Annotated in this window: 15 protein-coding genes and 1 tRNA gene; 8 read left to right on the forward strand and 8 right to left on the reverse strand. The window is 63.3% G+C overall.

Annotated elements, in window-relative coordinates; translation table 11 throughout:
* Positions 1-85: 85 nt before the first annotated feature.
* Entirely contained in the window at positions 86-1564 is a 1479-nt protein-coding gene (locus ACSSVY_RS16145; RefSeq protein ID WP_454270660.1) for a class I adenylate-forming enzyme family protein, read from the reverse strand.
* A 120-nt stretch (positions 1565-1684) separates the two neighbouring features.
* Here ACSSVY_RS16145 and ACSSVY_RS16150 point away from each other — a divergent pair, with 120 nt between their 5' ends.
* From ACSSVY_RS16150 to accC, 3 genes are all read left to right on the forward strand, one after another.
* Positions 1685-2227 (forward strand): LuxR C-terminal-related transcriptional regulator, encoded by a 543-nt coding sequence (locus ACSSVY_RS16150; RefSeq protein WP_454270661.1) that lies wholly within the window; start codon positions 1685-1687, stop codon positions 2225-2227.
* 149 nt (positions 2228-2376) lie between these two features.
* The gene (accB, locus tag ACSSVY_RS16155) at positions 2377-2865 is read left to right on the forward strand and encodes an acetyl-CoA carboxylase biotin carboxyl carrier protein (RefSeq protein WP_454270601.1); all 489 of its coding nucleotides are present in this window, start codon (positions 2377-2379) and stop codon (positions 2863-2865) included.
* Positions 2866-2877: 12 nt separating this feature from the next.
* Positions 2878-4227 (forward strand): acetyl-CoA carboxylase biotin carboxylase subunit, encoded by a 1350-nt coding sequence (accC, locus tag ACSSVY_RS16160; RefSeq protein ID WP_454270602.1) that lies wholly within the window; start codon positions 2878-2880, stop codon positions 4225-4227.
* 149 nt (positions 4228-4376) lie between these two features.
* Here accC and ACSSVY_RS16165 read toward each other — a convergent pair whose 3' ends face one another.
* Together ACSSVY_RS16165 and ACSSVY_RS16170 are read right to left on the reverse strand one after the other, a co-directional pair.
* Positions 4377-5579, reverse strand: coding sequence for a pyridoxal-phosphate-dependent aminotransferase family protein (locus tag ACSSVY_RS16165; RefSeq protein WP_454270603.1), 1203 nt, complete (start codon positions 5577-5579; stop codon positions 4377-4379).
* Between the two features lie 168 nt (positions 5580-5747).
* A complete protein-coding gene (locus tag ACSSVY_RS16170; protein WP_454270604.1) occupies positions 5748-6431 on the reverse strand; it encodes a TIGR04283 family arsenosugar biosynthesis glycosyltransferase in 684 nt (227 codons plus the stop codon).
* Positions 6432-6495: 64 nt separating this feature from the next.
* On the opposite strand from ACSSVY_RS16170, the gene ygfZ reads away from it, so the two are divergent.
* Entirely contained in the window at positions 6496-7242 is a 747-nt protein-coding gene (gene ygfZ / locus ACSSVY_RS16175) for a CAF17-like 4Fe-4S cluster assembly/insertion protein YgfZ (RefSeq protein WP_454270605.1), read from the forward strand.
* A 63-nt stretch (positions 7243-7305) separates the two neighbouring features.
* Here the strand turns inward: ygfZ and ACSSVY_RS16180 are convergent.
* The 3 genes from ACSSVY_RS16180 to lepA all read right to left on the reverse strand — a co-directional run bounded on the left by ACSSVY_RS16180 (position 7306) and on the right by lepA (position 9813).
* A tRNA-Val gene (locus ACSSVY_RS16180) sits at positions 7306-7380 on the reverse strand.
* Positions 7381-7399: 19 nt separating this feature from the next.
* Positions 7400-7921: an HU family DNA-binding protein gene (locus tag ACSSVY_RS16185; RefSeq protein WP_454270606.1), complete on the reverse strand. Its 522-nt coding sequence runs from the start codon at positions 7919-7921 to the stop codon at positions 7400-7402.
* Between the two features lie 92 nt (positions 7922-8013).
* Entirely contained in the window at positions 8014-9813 is a 1800-nt protein-coding gene (gene lepA, locus ACSSVY_RS16190; protein WP_454270607.1) for a translation elongation factor 4, read from the reverse strand.
* A 165-nt stretch (positions 9814-9978) separates the two neighbouring features.
* On the opposite strand from lepA, the gene ACSSVY_RS16195 reads away from it, so the two are divergent.
* Entirely contained in the window at positions 9979-10503 is a 525-nt protein-coding gene (locus ACSSVY_RS16195; RefSeq protein WP_454270608.1) for a PhnA domain-containing protein, read from the forward strand.
* Between the two features lie 2 nt (positions 10504-10505).
* On the opposite strand, the gene ACSSVY_RS16200 is transcribed toward ACSSVY_RS16195, so the two are convergent.
* Positions 10506-11294, reverse strand: a complete 789-nt coding sequence (locus ACSSVY_RS16200; RefSeq protein WP_454270609.1) for a crotonase/enoyl-CoA hydratase family protein — start codon at positions 11292-11294, stop codon at positions 10506-10508.
* A gap of 108 nt (positions 11295-11402) precedes the next feature.
* Here ACSSVY_RS16200 and ACSSVY_RS16205 point away from each other — a divergent pair, with 108 nt between their 5' ends.
* Positions 11403-12515 carry a pyridoxal phosphate-dependent aminotransferase gene (locus ACSSVY_RS16205; protein ID WP_454270610.1) on the forward strand — a complete coding sequence of 371 codons (1113 nt, stop codon included), beginning with the start codon at positions 11403-11405 and terminating at the stop codon, positions 12513-12515.
* A gap of 19 nt (positions 12516-12534) precedes the next feature.
* Here the strand turns inward: ACSSVY_RS16205 and ACSSVY_RS16210 are convergent, their stop codons facing one another.
* Entirely contained in the window at positions 12535-13224 is a 690-nt protein-coding gene (locus ACSSVY_RS16210; protein ID WP_454270611.1) for an arylesterase, read from the reverse strand.
* On the opposite strand from ACSSVY_RS16210, the gene ACSSVY_RS16215 reads away from it, so the two are divergent.
* Complete coding sequence (locus tag ACSSVY_RS16215) at positions 13223-13900, forward strand: ABC transporter ATP-binding protein (protein ID WP_454270612.1); 678 nt, start codon at positions 13223-13225, stop codon at positions 13898-13900. The two genes, ACSSVY_RS16210 and ACSSVY_RS16215, sit on opposite strands and share 2 nt — an antisense overlap.
* Positions 13897-16419, forward strand: a complete 2523-nt coding sequence (locus ACSSVY_RS16220; RefSeq protein ID WP_454270613.1) for an ABC transporter permease — start codon at positions 13897-13899, stop codon at positions 16417-16419. The genes ACSSVY_RS16215 and ACSSVY_RS16220 overlap by 4 nt, the downstream gene beginning before the upstream one ends.
* Positions 16420-16425: the final 6 nt, after the last annotated feature.

The raw sequence follows: 16425 nt of genomic DNA on the forward strand, positions 1-16425 counted from the left end.
TTCATCCTTGTTTTTTAAAGCGGGTAGGCTGCGACCGCTTGACCCCACGCATCTAGCGCCTTTGATCGGCGAAAACAAGGTGAGGTTACTCGGCGAAACGCCCCCGCAACTCGGTTTTGAGCACCTTGCCGTAATTGTTCTTGGGCAGTTCCGGCACCGCAATATAGCGTTTGGGCCGCTTGAACCGGGCGATCTGGCTCAGGCAATGCGCGTCAAGCGCCGCCGCGTCCAATGCCCCGTTGCAAACCACAAAGGCCACCACCACCTCACCCCATTCCGGGTCTGCCTGCCCCACCACCGCCGCCTCAAACACCGACGGGTGGGTCAAGAGCACCTCCTCCACCTCGCGCGGATAGATATTACTGCCGCCCGAGATGATCATGTCCTTGGACCGATCCTGCAAGGTCACATAGCCGTCACCGTCCATCCGTCCCAGATCACCTGTCCAGAGCCAGCCGCCCTTGAGCGCCTTGGCACTGGCATCGTCGTTCTGCCAATACCCCGGCATCACCGCATCACCGCGCACAAGGATTTCACCGACCTTGCCCGGCGGCACCTCCGCGCCTGTCTCATCGGCAATCCGCACCTCCCCCACCGATTGCGCGCGGCCCACCGAGGCCAGCCGTTCGCGCCAACGCGGATGGTTGCGATCCGCTACATCGGCGCGGGACAGCGCCGTAATCGCCATCGGGCATTCCCCCTGCCCGTAGATTTGCAGGAAAACCGGCCCAAAGACCTCAACCGCCTCCAGAATATCGGCCAGATACATCGGCCCCCCGGCATAAACCACGCTGCGCAGCCCCGCGCCGGTCTCGCCGCTCACACGCGCCTGCGCGGTCAGCCGCTTGACCATCGTCGGGGCGGCAAACATATGCACCCGGCCATGATGCCGTGCGAGATCGAAGATCTCATCCTCGTCAAACCCGCCCGACGCCGGGCACACATGTCGCGCCCCGCGCAGCACATGAACCATCGCATAGAGCCCCGCGCCATGGCTCATCGGCGCTGCGTAGAGCGTGGCATCCGCGCCCGTCACCTCATCCACATCCGCCAGATAGCTCAGCGACATCGCCACCAGCATCCGATGCGTGATCCGCACCCCCTTGGGCCGCCCCGTGGTGCCGGAGGTGTAAAACAGCCACGCCAGATCCCCCGGCGCGCGTGTCGCCACCTCGGCCACGGCCTCGCCCCGCGCCACCGCCTGCGCCGCAACACCCTGTTCGGCCAAGGCCTCCCGCCGGGCCGCATCCGCCAGAACCACCCGCGCGCCCGCGTCCGCGATGATCCACGCCGCCTCTGCGCCATGCAGCTTGGCATTGATCGGCACGGCGGCGGCCCCGGCATACCAAATGCCATAGAGCGCCAAGAGATACTCTGGCGCGTTGCCCATGAAAATCACCACCCGGTCGCCGGGGGTCACGCCCTGCGCGACAAGCACGCCCGCCACCTCGCGGGCCGCCCGGTCAAATCCCGCATAATCCGCAACCCGCGCGACTCCCTGAAACAGTGCCTCGCGCGCGGGCCACGCCTGCGCCGCCCGCTCCAGCCAAATCCCGATATTCATCACCCAATCCTCCCCGTCGCCACCAAACCACCGACAAAGCCCCGGCACAATTCCGTAGAAACACGCAAAGCCCTTGGCGCGCCGCATCCCGCGCGCCATAAACGGGCCATGGAGACCGCCATGGAGATCAAGGAACTCGCCTTTGACCACGCCCCCGTGGGCCTCGCGCTGCTGGAACACCGCATCATCCGGCAGTGCAATCAAAAATTTGCCGTGATCTTTGGCGATGCCCCGGCCGATTACATCAACATCCCCCTCGCCCGCTATTATCCCTCGATTGAGGATTATCGCCGCATCGGGGCGGATGCGCTCTCGATCATGCGCAAGACCGGTCGCTATTCCGACGAGCGGGTGATGAAACGGCGCGATGGCACGCTCTTCTGGTGCCGGGTGCGCGGCCAATCCCTCACCCCCGAAGCCCCGTTTCAGCGCGGCATCTGGTCGTTTTCCGATCTCTCGAACGAACGCCCCATGGTGCAACTCACGCAACGCGAACGCGAAGTGGCGATTCTCACCTGTCGTGGCCTCACCTCCAAGGAAATCGGCCTTGATCTCGGCCTCAGCTACCGCACGATCGAGGTCTACCGCGCCCGCCTGCTTGAGAAATTTCAGGCCCGCAACCTCGCGGAACTCGTGGCCAAACTCTCAGGCATGCCGCTTTGAATACGCGCGCCTCTCGCAAAATTGCCCTCCCACCCCCAGATTAAGGGGCAATGGCCGCTTTTCTCAGCCTCCGCCTTGCCCTATAAGCGGCCAAAACAAAATGCCATGAGCCCCGGACGGGACATCATCGCGCTGTGGTCGAGGAAGATATGTCGAACAAATCCCATGAATCGGACGTGGCCTTTATCAAGGCGTTGGCGGAACTCTTGAACGAGAACGATCTGACCGAACTTTCGGTCAAACGTGAATACGGCGACTCAGACACGCTCAACGTGCGCGTCAGTCGCCGGGGCGAGACTGTCACCACCCATTACGCTCCCCCCGCCGCGCCCGCCCAGATGCACGCCCCTTCCGCCGCCTCGGCCCCGGCAGCCGCAGCGCCCGCCGAAGACCCCGCAAGCCATCCCGGCGCCGTGACATCGCCCATGGTCGGCACCGTCTACATGCAGGCAGAACCCGGCGCACCCGCCTTTGTCAGCGTGGGCACGCAGGTCTCTGAGGGCGACACCCTCCTGATCATCGAGGCGATGAAGACGATGAACCATATTCCCGCCCCGCGCGGTGGCACCGTCAAACGCATCCTGATCGAGGATGGCGCGGCGGTCGAATATGGCGCGCCCCTGATGATCATCGAATAAGGCCCGCTGCACATGTTCGAGAAAATCCTGATCGCCAACCGGGGCGAGATTGCCCTCCGCGTGATCCGCGCCGCCCGTGAGATGGGGATCAAGACCGTCGCCGTGCATTCCACCGCCGACGCCGACGCCATGCATGTGCGCATGGCTGATGAATCCGTCTGCATCGGCCCGCCCGCCTCGTCCGAGAGCTATTTGTCGATCCCCTCGATCATCGCCGCCTGTGAGGTCACGGGTGCGCAGGCGATCCATCCGGGCTATGGATTTCTGTCGGAGAACGCCAATTTCGTGCAGATCGTCGAGGATCACGGCCTGACATTCATCGGCCCGTCCGCCGAACATATCCGCATCATGGGCGACAAGATCACCGCCAAGGACACGATGAAGGCGCTTGGTGTGCCCTGCGTGCCCGGCTCAGAGGGCGGCGTCGCCAACCTCAAAGAGGCACAGGCGCTCTGCGCTGACATCGGCTTTCCGATCATCGTCAAGGCCACCGCCGGAGGCGGCGGGCGCGGCATGAAGGTGGCGCAGACCGCCGCCGAGTTGGAAAAGGCGTTTCTCACGGCGCGTTCCGAGGCCAAAGCCGCCTTTGGCAATGACGAGGTCTATATCGAGAAATATCTGACCACGCCGCGCCATATCGAAATTCAGGTGTTCGGCGATGGCAAGGGCCGCGCCGTGCATCTGGGTGAGCGCGATTGCTCGTTGCAACGCCGCCATCAAAAGGTGCTGGAAGAGGCCCCCGGCCCCTGCATCACCGCCGAAGAGCGCGCCCGCATCGGCAAGATCTGCGCCGACGCCTGCGCGAATATCCAGTATCGCGGTGCAGGCACCATCGAGTTTCTCTATGAAAAGGGCGACTTCTTTTTCATCGAGATGAACACGCGGTTGCAGGTCGAGCATCCCGTGACCGAGGCGATCTTTGGCGTCGATCTTGTGCAGGAACAGATCCGCGTCGCCGAAGGCCTGCCGATGTCCTTTACGCAGGACGATCTGATCATCAATGGTCACGCCATAGAGGTCCGCATCAACGCCGAGAAACTGCCCGATTTTGCGCCGCGTCCCGGTCGGATCACCCAGTTTCACGCCCCCGGCGGTCTGGGCGTGCGGATGGATTCGGCGCTCTATGACGGCTACAAGATCCCGCCCTATTACGACAGCCTGATTGCCAAGCTGATCGTGCATGGCAAGGACCGTCACAGCGCCCTCCAGCGTCTCGCCCGCGCCCTTGGCGAATTGATCGTCGATGGCGTCGACACCACCGTGCCGCTCTTTCACGCGCTCTTGCAGGAAGACGACATCCAGTCCGGGAATTACAACATCCACTGGCTGGAACACTGGCTGGAAACGCATCTGCGCGACTGAGGTCAGGTGCAAAGACCCTCCGGACGGACGCGAATGGCCTCTTTGCTGCCTTTCGTCCCAAACCCCTGCGCGCGGAATCACGCCCGAAGGGCGCCGCGCGTCGCCCCGCATTAGCCAAACGTCCCCGTCAGGCCAACCCCGCCCGCCCCCTAACCCTTACCCGAAATCACCCGAGCGGCCGCCGCCAGCCCGCCCTCACCATGCGGAATATCGAGCGCCGTAAGCCCGGCCTCAATCGCAGCAAGCGCCCCCAGAACCATATGCGCATTGACATGCCCCATATGGCCGATGCGGAAAAACCCATGCCACGCCGGATCACCCGGCTCGGCCATGCCAAGCCCGATCCCCAGCGTCACGCCTGCATGATCCTGCACCCAGGACCGCAACCGCGACCCATGCGGCGCGCCGATCCGAAGCGCGGTCACGGCCCGGCTGCGCAAGGCGGGATCGGCGATATTCAATTCCAGCGGCCCCACCTGCCCCCAGGTCTCGCACGCGGCCCAGATGGCCCGCGCCAGCCGGTCATGCCGCGCCCAAACCACCTCGATCCCGCCCTCCGCTGCGATCAGGTCGAGCGCCGCGCGCAACCCGTAAAGGTGATGCGTGGGCGCGGTGCCGCCGAAATACTGATAAAACATCTGCGGATCGGCCCGATTGGTCCAATCCCAGTAGCGACTGACCAGAGGCATCTTCTTGCGCGCCTCCGCCGCCTTGTCGGAAAAGAACACAAACGCCAGACCCGGCGGCACCATCAGCCCCTTTTGGCTGCCCGCCACCATCACATCGACGCCCCAAGCGTCCATCTCGAACCGGTCACAGGCCAGCGAGGCGATGCAATCGGCCATCAAGAGCGCCGGATGCCCGGCCGCATCCAGTGCCGTCCGCACCCCGGCAATGTCATTGAGGACCGAGGTGGACGTATCGACATGGGTGGCCAGAACCGCCTTGATCCTCTGCGCCTTATCGGCGCGCAGCACGTCTTCCAGTCGGTTGAGATCAATCGGCGACCGCTTGCCGAAATCCAGCATCTCGACCGCAATCCCCTGCCCCTGCGCCACATCCGCCCAGCCATGCCCAAACCGCCCCGTGGCCGGCACCAGCACCCGGTCGCCGGGTTGCAGCGTATTGGCGAGCGCCGCCTCCCACGCGCCATGCCCGTTCGAGATATAGATCGCCGCATGCTGGCGCGTGCGCGCGACAGCGCGCAAGTCGGGAATAAGCCCCGCCGTCATCTCGATCAGCTCGCCCTCATAGATATTCGGGGCGGCGCGGTGCATGGCACGCAGCACCTCTTCTGGCATGACCGAGGGGCCGGGAATGGCCAGATAGGCGCGACCGTGGGCGAGGCTCATGTGGGGGGATCTCCTGCTTCTTCGCGGCGCACCTTACGCCCTTGGCAAGCGGCGTCAATCGCGGCCGCGCGCTCTTGCCCCTGTCCGAGGTCGTCGTTCCCACGTCGCGTTGAGACAAGAAAATTCAAAATTTTCTTGTCCGGAATTTTTCAAGAATTCCGTGCGCCTCTAGTCCTTGCGCCGATACGCCTCAGCCAGCCGCACAGGGTCGGCCCCGCAGAGATAGCGGATCAGCGTCCAGAGATTGCGTGCCCCCCGCCGCAGCCACCCCTCGCGCCGATACCGCGCCGCAGAGGTGGTGACCGCCAGCGGCAAGAGCGCAATGCCGCCCTTGAGCGCGCGCGCCATAGCGACATCCTCCATCAGCGGAATATCGGCAAATCCGCCCACCGCCTCATAGTCGTTGCGCGCGATCAAGAGCGCCTGATCCCCGTAGGGCAGGCCCAGCACCCGACTGCGCAGATTGGCCCAGCCCGCCACCAGTCCGGGCATCACCCCGGTCGCATCAAACGACAGCCGAAAGGCGGCGGGTCCACCCAACGCCATTTGCGCGCTGACCGCGCCCGCCCATCCAACAGGCAAAACCGTATCGGCATGCAGAAACAGCAACCAGTCCCCGCCCGCCACATGCGCCCCACGCCGCAATTGCCCGCCGCGGGACGCCGCCCCCTGAACGATCACCGCCCCCGCCGCATCGGCAATCTGCACCGTGGCATCGCCCGACCCGCCATCGGTCACGACCAATTCACGGATCAAACCTGCCTCCAGCCCCTCCATCAACGCGGCAAGACAGACAGGCAGACTTGCCCCTGCATTCCGTGTCGGAATCACCACCGAGAGTGCTGCGCGCATGACGACCCCTGTTGTGTCTGCTTTCGTGACCTATATTACGGGCGAACAACACGGGGGAAGAGGCATGACGCGCCGCATTCTGCAGATCACCGGCAAAGACGCCCTGCATTTCCTGCAAGGCTTGGTGACAAACGACCTAAACAAACTCGATCAGGGGCTGGTCTATGCCGCCATCCTGACGCCTCAAGGCAAATATCTGGCCGACTTCCTGGTGTCGCGCCAAGGCGATACCATCCGGATCGACGTCGATGACAGCCTTGCGCCGATGCTCTTGCAGCGCCTGACCATGTACAAACTGCGCGCTGATGTGACCCTCACCCAAACCGACCTCAAGGTTCGGCGTGGCACTGGCCCCGCCCCTGCGGGCGCACTCACAGACCCGCGCCACCCGGACTTGGGCTGGCGGCTCTATGGCGATGCAGAGGGCGACGACGGCAGCGATTTCGAGCGGATTCGCGTGGCCCATTGCATCCCCGAAACCGGGATCGAACTGACCCCTGACACCTTTATCCTCGAGGCCGGGTTCGAGCGCCTCAATGGTGTGGATTTCCGCAAGGGCTGTTACGTCGGCCAAGAGGTAACGGCCCGGATGAAACACAAAACCGAGTTGCGCAAAGGTCTGACCATGGTCGCCGTCCATGGCGCTGCCCCCATCGGCAGCGAAATCCTGACCGCCGAGGGCAAACCCGCAGGCACGCTCTACACCCAATCCGGCGGGCGCGGCATCGCCTATCTACGCCACGACCGCGCAGCGGCCGGAATGATCGCAGGCGAGGCCCGGGTCGATCCATTGTCCCTCAGCACGCCCTGAGCTAGGCATGCCTGCAAAACCCGGCGGCAAACGTCAGCCGCACAATGTGAAAAAACAGGGAAATGGTGGGTGATAAGGGATTTGAACCCCTGACATCTTCGATGTGAACGAAGCGCTCTACCACTGAGCTAATCACCCGCCGTGGGGGCTTTTAGCGTCACTCTTCGCCCTGTGCAACCTCATCTTTCATGTCATCGTCACTGTCCTGATCATCGGTCCCGGCATCCGATCCGGCCCCCGCTTTCGACTGCCTGATCTTGGCCACGATGATCCGCGCATTGGCGACATCACGGACCCGGTTGATCTTGATCTTGCCCATTGGCGGCAGGTTCAATTCGCGCCCCTCGGCCAACGCCTCGCCCAGCACCTCAAGAACCGCCTCGACGACGGGCTTGGCGTATTTCTTCTTGATGTCGCCCTTGCCCAGAACCTTGTCGATCAGTTCCTGTTTCTTCAAGTCCGGCCCAGCGTCGGCGGGGATCGTGTCCGTCACGGTCAGGGCGATGACATTATCCGCCGCATTGTCCAGAGGCGCAATGACCGCCGCGCTCTCGACCACGGGCACGGCTTCTTTGACCACGCTCGGCTTGCGCGCCGTCTTGGGCTTGGCCGTGCTCGCTTTGGTCGTGCTTTTGGTCGATGTCTTGCGCGGGCTGGTTGTCTTGGCCTTTGTCGTCATGATGCGCCTCAATTGTTTCGCTGCTGGAAACACGCTAGCGCGGGGCGCGGCGTAACGCCAGTGAGAGTTGCATCAGGACGCGATCCGACCGCTCAACTATCCATCTTGAGCGCGGAAATGAATGCCTCTTGCGGGATGTCCACCTTGCCGAACTGGCGCATCCTCTTCTTGCCGGCCTTCTGCTTTTCCAACAGCTTCTTCTTGCGCGTGGCGTCCCCGCCATAACACTTGGCCGTCACATCCTTGCGCATGGCCGAGAGCGTTTCGCGCGCGATCACCTTGCCGCCAATCGCCGCTTGAATCGGGATCTTGAACATGTGGCGCGGGATCAGATCCTTGAGCTTTTCCACCATGGCGCGGCCACGCATTTCCGCGCGGTCCCGGTGCACCATCATCGACAGCGCATCAACCGGCTCATCGTTCACAAGGATCGACATTTTCACAAGACTGTCCTCGCGGTAGCCCTGCAGCTGATAGTCAAACGAGGCATAGCCCTTGGTGACCGATTTCAGCCGGTCATAGAAATCGAACACCACCTCATTGAGCGGCAGATCATAAACCACCATCGCCCGGTTGCCCGCATAGGTCAGGTCCATCTGGATGCCACGCCGATCCTGACAGAGCTTGAGCACATCGCCCAGATACTCGTCCGGCACCAGAATGGTCGCCTTGATCCGAGGCTCCTCGATATGGCTCACATAGGTCAGATCCGGCATGTCGGCGGGGTTGTGCAGATCCGAGCGCGTGCCGTCCTTCATGAAGAGGTGATAGATCACCGACGGGGCGGTGGTGATCAGGTCGATGTCGTACTCGCGGTCGATCCGGTCGCGAATCACCTCGAGATGCAACAGTCCCAGAAACCCGCAGCGAAAGCCAAAGCCAAGCGCCGCCGAGGTTTCCATCTCATAGCTGAAAGACGCGTCATTCAGCGCCAGCTTCTCGATCGCGTTGCGCAGATCCTCGAACTCGTTGGAATCCACCGGAAAGAGCCCGCAGAACACCACCGGCACCGAGGGTTTGAACCCCGGCAAAGCCTTGGCGCAGGGGCGTTTTTCATGGGTGATCGTGTCACCCACCTTGGTATCGCGCACCTGCTTGATCGAGGCGGTGATAAACCCGATCTCACCGGGCCCAAGGCTCTCGACCTTTTCCATCTGCGGCCGGAACACACCGATCCGCTCGACGTTATAGGTGGCCTCGGTCTGTATCATGTGGATGCGGTCGCCACGCTTCATGCGCCCGTCCATGATCCGCACCAGAACGACCACGCCCAGATAGGCATCATACCAGCTATCGACCAGCATCGCCTTGAGCGGCGCGTTCTCGTCGCCCTTGGGGGCGGGCAGATGCTTGACGATGGCCTCCAGCGTCTCGGCAATGCCGACGCCTGTCTTGGCCGACACGCGGATCGCATTGCTCGCGTCAATCCCGATCACATCCTCGATCTGTTCGGCCACCCGGTCACATTCCGACGCGGGCAGGTCGATCTTGTTGAGGATCGGCACGATCTCATGGCCCGCATCAATCGCCTGATAAACATTGGCCAGCGTCTGTGCCTCGACGCCCTGCGTGCTGTCCACCACCAAGAGACTGCCCTCGACCGCGCGCATGGAGCGGCTGACCTCATAGGCAAAGTCCACATGGCCCGGCGTGTCGATCAGGTTTAGGACATAGACCTCGCCATCCTGCGCCTTGTAGTCGATGCGCACGGTATTGGCCTTGATCGTGATCCCGCGCTCGCGCTCGATATCCATGGCATCGAGCATCTGCTCTTTCATGTCACGGTCCTGAACCGTCCCGGTCGACTGAATCAACCGGTCGGCAAGCGTGGATTTCCCGTGGTCGATATGGGCCACGATCGAAAAATTGCGGATGTGAGCAAGGTCTGTCATAGCTCTGGCATATGTATGGGAATAGGCGTTTGGTCAAGGTGGGATGATGCGCGCCCACTGGCGCAGGGACCCACCCGCGCCAGATCAAACACAGTCCGGGCTTTTGTCCTGCCCCATAGGGGTCTAAGGGGGATCAACGCCCCTTTTTTACCGGAGTTCCCTGTTATGTCCTGCGCCCTCTGTGCCACCGATGCCCCCCTCACCCCCCATCCCGTGACGGGCGGTCCCGACGGGGCAAGCGTCAGCCTCTGCGCCACTTGCGCCGATCAGATCGCAGGCACGCCCGAGCCCGAGCATTGGCGCTGCCTTGCCGCGTCCATGTGGTCCGAGGATACCCCGACACAAGTGATGGCCGCGCGCATGCTCACCCGCCTCAGCGACCATGACTGGGCGCGCGAACTGTCCGAGCAGCTCTGGCTCGAGGACGACACCCGCAAATGGGTCGAGAACATCGCCGAGGACGCAGGTGGCAACGAGACCGGTCACCGCGACAGCAACGGCGTGCCTTTGGCCCAAGGCGATACCGTGGTCCTGATCAAGGATCTGACGGTCAAGGGGGCTAATTTCACCGCCAAACGCGGCACGGCGGTGCGCGGCATTGCCCTTGTCCATGACAACCCCGCCCAGATCGAAGGCCGGGTCGAGGGCCAGCGCATCGTCATCCTGACCGAGTTCGTCAAGAAACGCTAATCCTACCCCCGAAACACCGGCGCGCGCCCCGCCATATTGGCCGCAATCTGCTCCATCTGGTCCGGCTTGCCGATCAGTGCGGCCTGCTCCCGGCTCTCGGCCCTCAGAACCGCCGCCGCATCGGCCCCGCTTTCGGCCACACCAATCAGACGCTTGGCGGCGCGTATGGCTGTAGGGCTGCGGCCCGCAATCTCGGCGGCCAGATCACAGGCCGCCGCCAGCGGATCATCGGCCAGTTCCGTGACCAGCCCCCACGCCATCGCCTGCGCCGCTGAAATGGGCCGCGCCGTATAGGTCATGCGCCGGATCACGTCCGACCGCGTCAGATGCGGCAAGAGCGCCATGCCGCCCATGTCCGGGATCAACCCCCATTTCATCTCCATGATCGCCAGCTCCGTATCCGGTGCCGCAATCCGCACATCCGCCCCCAGCGCAAGCTGAAACCCCGCGCCATAAACGGCCCCATGCAGCGCCGCGATCACCGGCACCGGCAGATCACGCCAGACCATCACCACCGCCTGAAAGAGATTGCCCGTGCCATGCGTGCGCGGCAGACACAGCGCCTCGGGATCGCCTGCCGCCAATTGCGCAAAGCTCATCACATCGAGACCTGCGCAGAACGCGCGGCCCTCGCCCGACAGCACCACGGCGCGGATATCCGCCTCACTCAGCGCCTGCCCCGTCGAAACAAGCGCCTCTGCCATCTCTGGATCGACCGCATTGCGCTTGTCCGGACGGCTCAGCGTGACATGTGCGATATGATCCTTGATCTCGGTCGTGACTCGGGCCATGGCCAATCCTCCCTTTTGCACCATGAAACACCACAGCCCTGCCGCAGACCAGCACAACGTCGCGGCACACCCTTGCAAGGCTCTGCCGCATCCCGTTAACTGCGCCCCATGACACATCCGCGCTATACCCCGCTGATCCAAAGCCTGCCCGCCTCTGTCCCCTTTGTCGGGCCGGAAGAGCAGGAACGCCAACGCGGCGCGCCCTTTGCAGCACGCCTCGGGGCCAATGAAAACCTCTTCGGCCCCTCGCCCAACGCACTTGCCGCGATCCGTGCCGAGGCGGAAAATGTCTGGAAATACGGCGACCCGACCAGCCATGATCTGCGCGCAGCGCTCGCGGATCACATGCGCGCGGCCCCCGAAAACGTGCTGGTGGGCGAGGGTATTGACGGTCTCTTGGGCAATCTGGTGCGGCTCTTGATTGGCCCCGGCGATGCGGTCGTGACCTCGGACGGGGCTTATCCCACCTTCAACTATCACGTAACCGGCTTTGGCGGCACGCTGCACAAGGTGCCCTACCGCGATGACCACGAAGACCTGTCCGCCCTCATCACCCGCGCGCGGGATGTGGGCGCGAAACTGATCTACTTCGCCAATCCTGACAATCCGATGGGCACGTGGGTGCCGGGCGCGGATATTGTGACCGCCCTCGACACCCTGCCCGAAGGCTGCCTGCTCTGTCTTGACGAGGCCTATGTCGAATTTGCCCCCGAGCACACAGCGGCGGAGTTTGCCGCCGATGATCCCCGGGTCATCCGCATGCGCACTTTTTCCAAGGCCTACGGCATGGCTGGCGCCCGCATCGGCTATGCGGTGGCGGATGCCCCGCTGATCAAGAGCTTTGACAAGATCCGCAATCACTTCGGCATGAACCGGATGGCGCAGGCCGGGGCCTTGGCCGCGCTCCACGATACCGACTGGCTCGCCCATGTGCAGGCCGAGGTGCGCCGCTCCCGCGAGAGCATCGCCCACATCGCGGCGCAGAACGGATTGCAAGCCCTGCCCTCCGCCACCAATTTCGTCACCGTGGATTGCGGTCGCGACGGCGCCTTTGCCCGGCGCGTTCTGGCAGGTCTGGTGGCACGCGGCGTGTTCGTGCGCATGCCCTTTGTCGCGCCGCAGGATCGCTGCATCCGCATCAGTTGCGGTCGGACAGAGGAGATGGAGATCTTGGCCAGAACCCTGCCCGAGGCGCTGACCGAGGCGGCTCAGGCGGGCTGACCTCGCGTAACGGCTGGTCTCATTCCTTCGCCTGCGCCGCCTCGATCAAGTCGCGCACCTGCGGCCCCAACCCTTCGACAATCCGCGCAACACCTTCTGCATTGGGATGAATGCCATCTGCCTGAAACAACTCTTGCAGGGTAGACGGATCGCCCTCACCCAGTCCCGCAAAGAAATCAGGTGTGAAGAGCGTGTCATAAGCCTCTGACAGATCAGGGTAAATGGCATCAAACGACGTCTTGTAATCAGCCCCGTAATTGCCCGGCGCTCTCAGGCCAACCAACAAGACCTCGACCCCCTGCGCCTCCGCCACCCGCAGGATTTCTTCCAGATTTCGGCGACTTACCGCCGGATCTATGCCGCGCAACAGATCATTGCCGCCCAGCGCCACGATCATCGCATCCACCTCCGGCGTCAGGCTCCACTCCACCCGCGCAGCCCCGCCCGCCGTGGTGTCACCGGACACGCCCGCATTGATCAAATTCGCATCAACCCCTTGATTTTCCAACCACTTCCGCATCTGCGGTACCAGCCCATCCTGCTCTGGCAGGCCATATCCTTGGGTCAAACTGTCCCCCAATGCCAGAACCGTGACCGGTTCTGCGGCCATCACGGGGCTGACAAGGCAGAGAAACGCCGCTACCACCTTGCCCAAGGGCCGCAGCACCCCATATGTCAGAAAACCTTTGTAAATCAGGCGCAAACGCATGAGTTCTCCTCTTCTGTCCCTCACCGACGTCACATTGTCGCTCGAGGGAAACGCCGGTCTTGTGCGAATACTCCACGGGATTACCCTGGATGTCCACAAGGCCGAGACATTGGGTCTGATTGGACCGTCCGGTTCGGGCAAATCCTCGCTCCTAATGCTGATGGGCGGCCTCGAACGCGCCACCTCCGGTCAAGTCATGGCAATGGGACATGACCTCTCATTGATGAACGAAGACCAGTTGGCCCGCCTGCGGCGCGAGAATTTTGGTGTTGTTTTTCAATCATTTCACCTTATTCCGACGATGACAGCACTGGAAAATGTGGCCACTCCGCTTGAACTCGCAGGCGTCGCAAACGCCTATGAGCGCGCCCAAGAGGAACTGCTCGCTGTGGGTCTTGCATCCCGGTCAGGTCACTACCCATCGCAACTCTCGGGCGGCGAACAACAGCGCGTGGCCCTCGCCCGCGCCGCCGCCACCCGCCCGGCGATCATCCTTGCGGATGAACCCACCGGCAATCTCGACAGCACCACAGGCGCTTCGATCATCGAACTACTCTTCGACCTGCGCGACCGCCACGGCGCAACCTTGGTGCTCGTGACCCATGACCCAGAGCTTGCCCGTCGCTGCGACCGCGTTGTCAGCCTGCGCGACGGCCGCGTCGAGGTCGCGGCATGAGTCTGCGCATCGCGGCTCGTCTCGCCCGACGCGAATTGCGCGGTGGCCTGCGCGGCTTTCGCATCTTTCTCGCCTGCGTGATCCTTGGCGTGGCGGCGATTGCCGCCGTTGGCACCCTGCGCGAGAGCATCCGTGCCGGCATGACCGAACAGGGGTCAGCCATCCTTGGCGGCGATGCCGAACTTGAGCTGACCTATCGCTTTGCCACTGAGACCGAGTATAACTGGATGGTGCAACATGCCGATGCTGTCTCGGAAATTGCTGATTTTCGCTCTATGGCGATTGCCCCTGACGGGCGACGCGAACTGACGCAACTCAAGGCCGTGGATCACGCCTATCCGCTGGTTGGTAATGTGGTTCTCTCACCCAACATGCCGCTTGATGTGGCGTTCGGCGGTGCCGGCGGCTTGCCCGGCGCGGTGATGCAGCCCATTCTCGCGGCGCGGTTGGGCATCACAGTGGGTGACACCTTTCGCTTGGGCGAACGTGAGTTTCGCCTGATGGCCGAACTGGTGAAAGAGCCGGATCAAACCCGCGCGGGCTTTGGCCTCGGCCCCCGCACCATCGTCAGCCGCGCCAATCTGGACGGCTCCGGATTACTGAGCCCCGGCTCACTATTTACGACGAAATACCGCCTTCTCCTGCCCGAGGGCTCGGACCTCGCCGCGCTGGAAACCCGCAGTCTCCAAGAGCTGGATGGCTCCGGCTTTCGCTGGTCCGACGCCCGCAACGCCAGCCCCCGCGTGGCTGAATTCGTCACCCGCCTGGGGGCGTTTCTGGTACTGGTGGGCCTCTCGGGGCTTGCGGTGGGCGGCGTCGGCATCTCAGCGGCTTTGCGGTCCTATCTCGCGGGCAAGGTGCAAGTCATCGCGACGTTGCGCACGCTGGGGGCCGATCAACGCACGATTTTTCTGACGTATTTCATACAGGTAGGCGTTCTGTCCCTGATTGGCATCATCGGCGGTCTCATTCTTGGAGTGGGCCTGCCGGTGCTGCTCGGACCCGTTATTGCGGCGCGATTACCTGTCCCTGCGATTTTTGCCCCCTATGCCGCTCCGATGGCCGAGGCGGCACTCTACAGCGTACTGAGCGTGCTTATTTTTACGCTGTGGCCCCTCGCCCGCGCCCGAGAGGTCCGCGCCGCAGCCCTTTACCGCGAGGCGGCAGGTGCCGCCCGCCGCTGGCCCGGCTGGCCCTGGATTGCGACAACCCTCGGTCTTATTGCAGCCCTGCTCATCGCCGCTATCTTCTTCTCGGGTAATCTGCGCCTCACACTCTGGACCGCAGGCGGCATCGGCAGTGCGCTCTTGGTCCTGTCTCTGGCCGCTATGCTGGTCCAGAAACTGGCCCGTACCTTAAGAGTTCGCCTGCGCGGGCGCCCCGCTCTTGGCTGGGCCTTGGGGGCCATCGGCGGGCCGGGCACCACCGCCGGATCGGTCATGCTCTCGCTCGGTCTTGGCCTCGCCGTTCTGGCTGCAGTCGGCCAGATCGACGGCAACCTGCGCCGGGCCATCGCCGCCGACCTGCCTGAGCGCGCGCCCTCTTTCTTCTTTGTCGACCTGCAAAAGGACCAGATGGAATGGTTCCTCGAGCGGTTGGAGAACGACCCCGCTGTCAGCCGCATCGACAATGCGCCCATGCTGCGCGGCATCATCAGCCGCATCAACGGCCGCCCCGCGACCGAGGTGGCCCCCGGACATTGGGTGGTCGAGGGCGACCGCGCCGTGAGCTACGCCGATGCCCTGCCGGACCGCACCGAAATCACCGAAGGCACCTGGTGGGGCGAGGGCTATACCGGCGCGCCGCAACTCAGCTTTGCCGCCGAAGAAGCCATGGAGATGGGCATCGGCATCGGCGATGAAATCACCATCAACATTCTCGGCCGCGACATCACAGCGCCCATTACGTCGCTGCGTGAGGTGGATTTCTCCAGCGTCGGCATGGGCTTTGTCCTTTTGATGAACGAGGCTGCTGTGGCCGGTGCTCCGCATACGTTCATCGCCACGGTCTATGCCGACGATCAGGCATCCGAGGAACAGATCCTGCGCGACGTGACCGACCGCTTCCCCAATGTCACCGCCATCAACGTCCGCGATGCGCTGACCCAGGTGACAGATCTCTTGGCGGGCCTCGCCTCGGCCACCTCTTGGGGCGCGTCGGTGACTCTGCTCACCGGCTTTCTCGTGCTCATCGGCGCGGCGGCAGCAGATCAGCGCGCTCGTACCTATGAAGCGGCGATTCTCAAAACCCTCGGCGCCACGCGCGCCCGCATTCTCTCGAGCCTTATCTTGCGTGCCCTAATTCTCGGCGGGGCCGCGGGGCTGGTCGCACTAGGGGCGGGCATCGGCGGTGGTTGGGCGGTCAGCCATTTCGTGATGGACACGCCGTTTACGGTGATATGGAACTCTGCGTTAGCGATCATTCTGGGCGGGATGTTGGTGACGCTGCTGGCCAGTCTGGTCTTCGCCTTGGGGCCATTGCGTGCCCGTCCTGCACGGACCTTGCGTGCGCGCGAATGACGCCTG

Source organism: Roseovarius sp. MBR-51 (assembly GCF_053628575.1).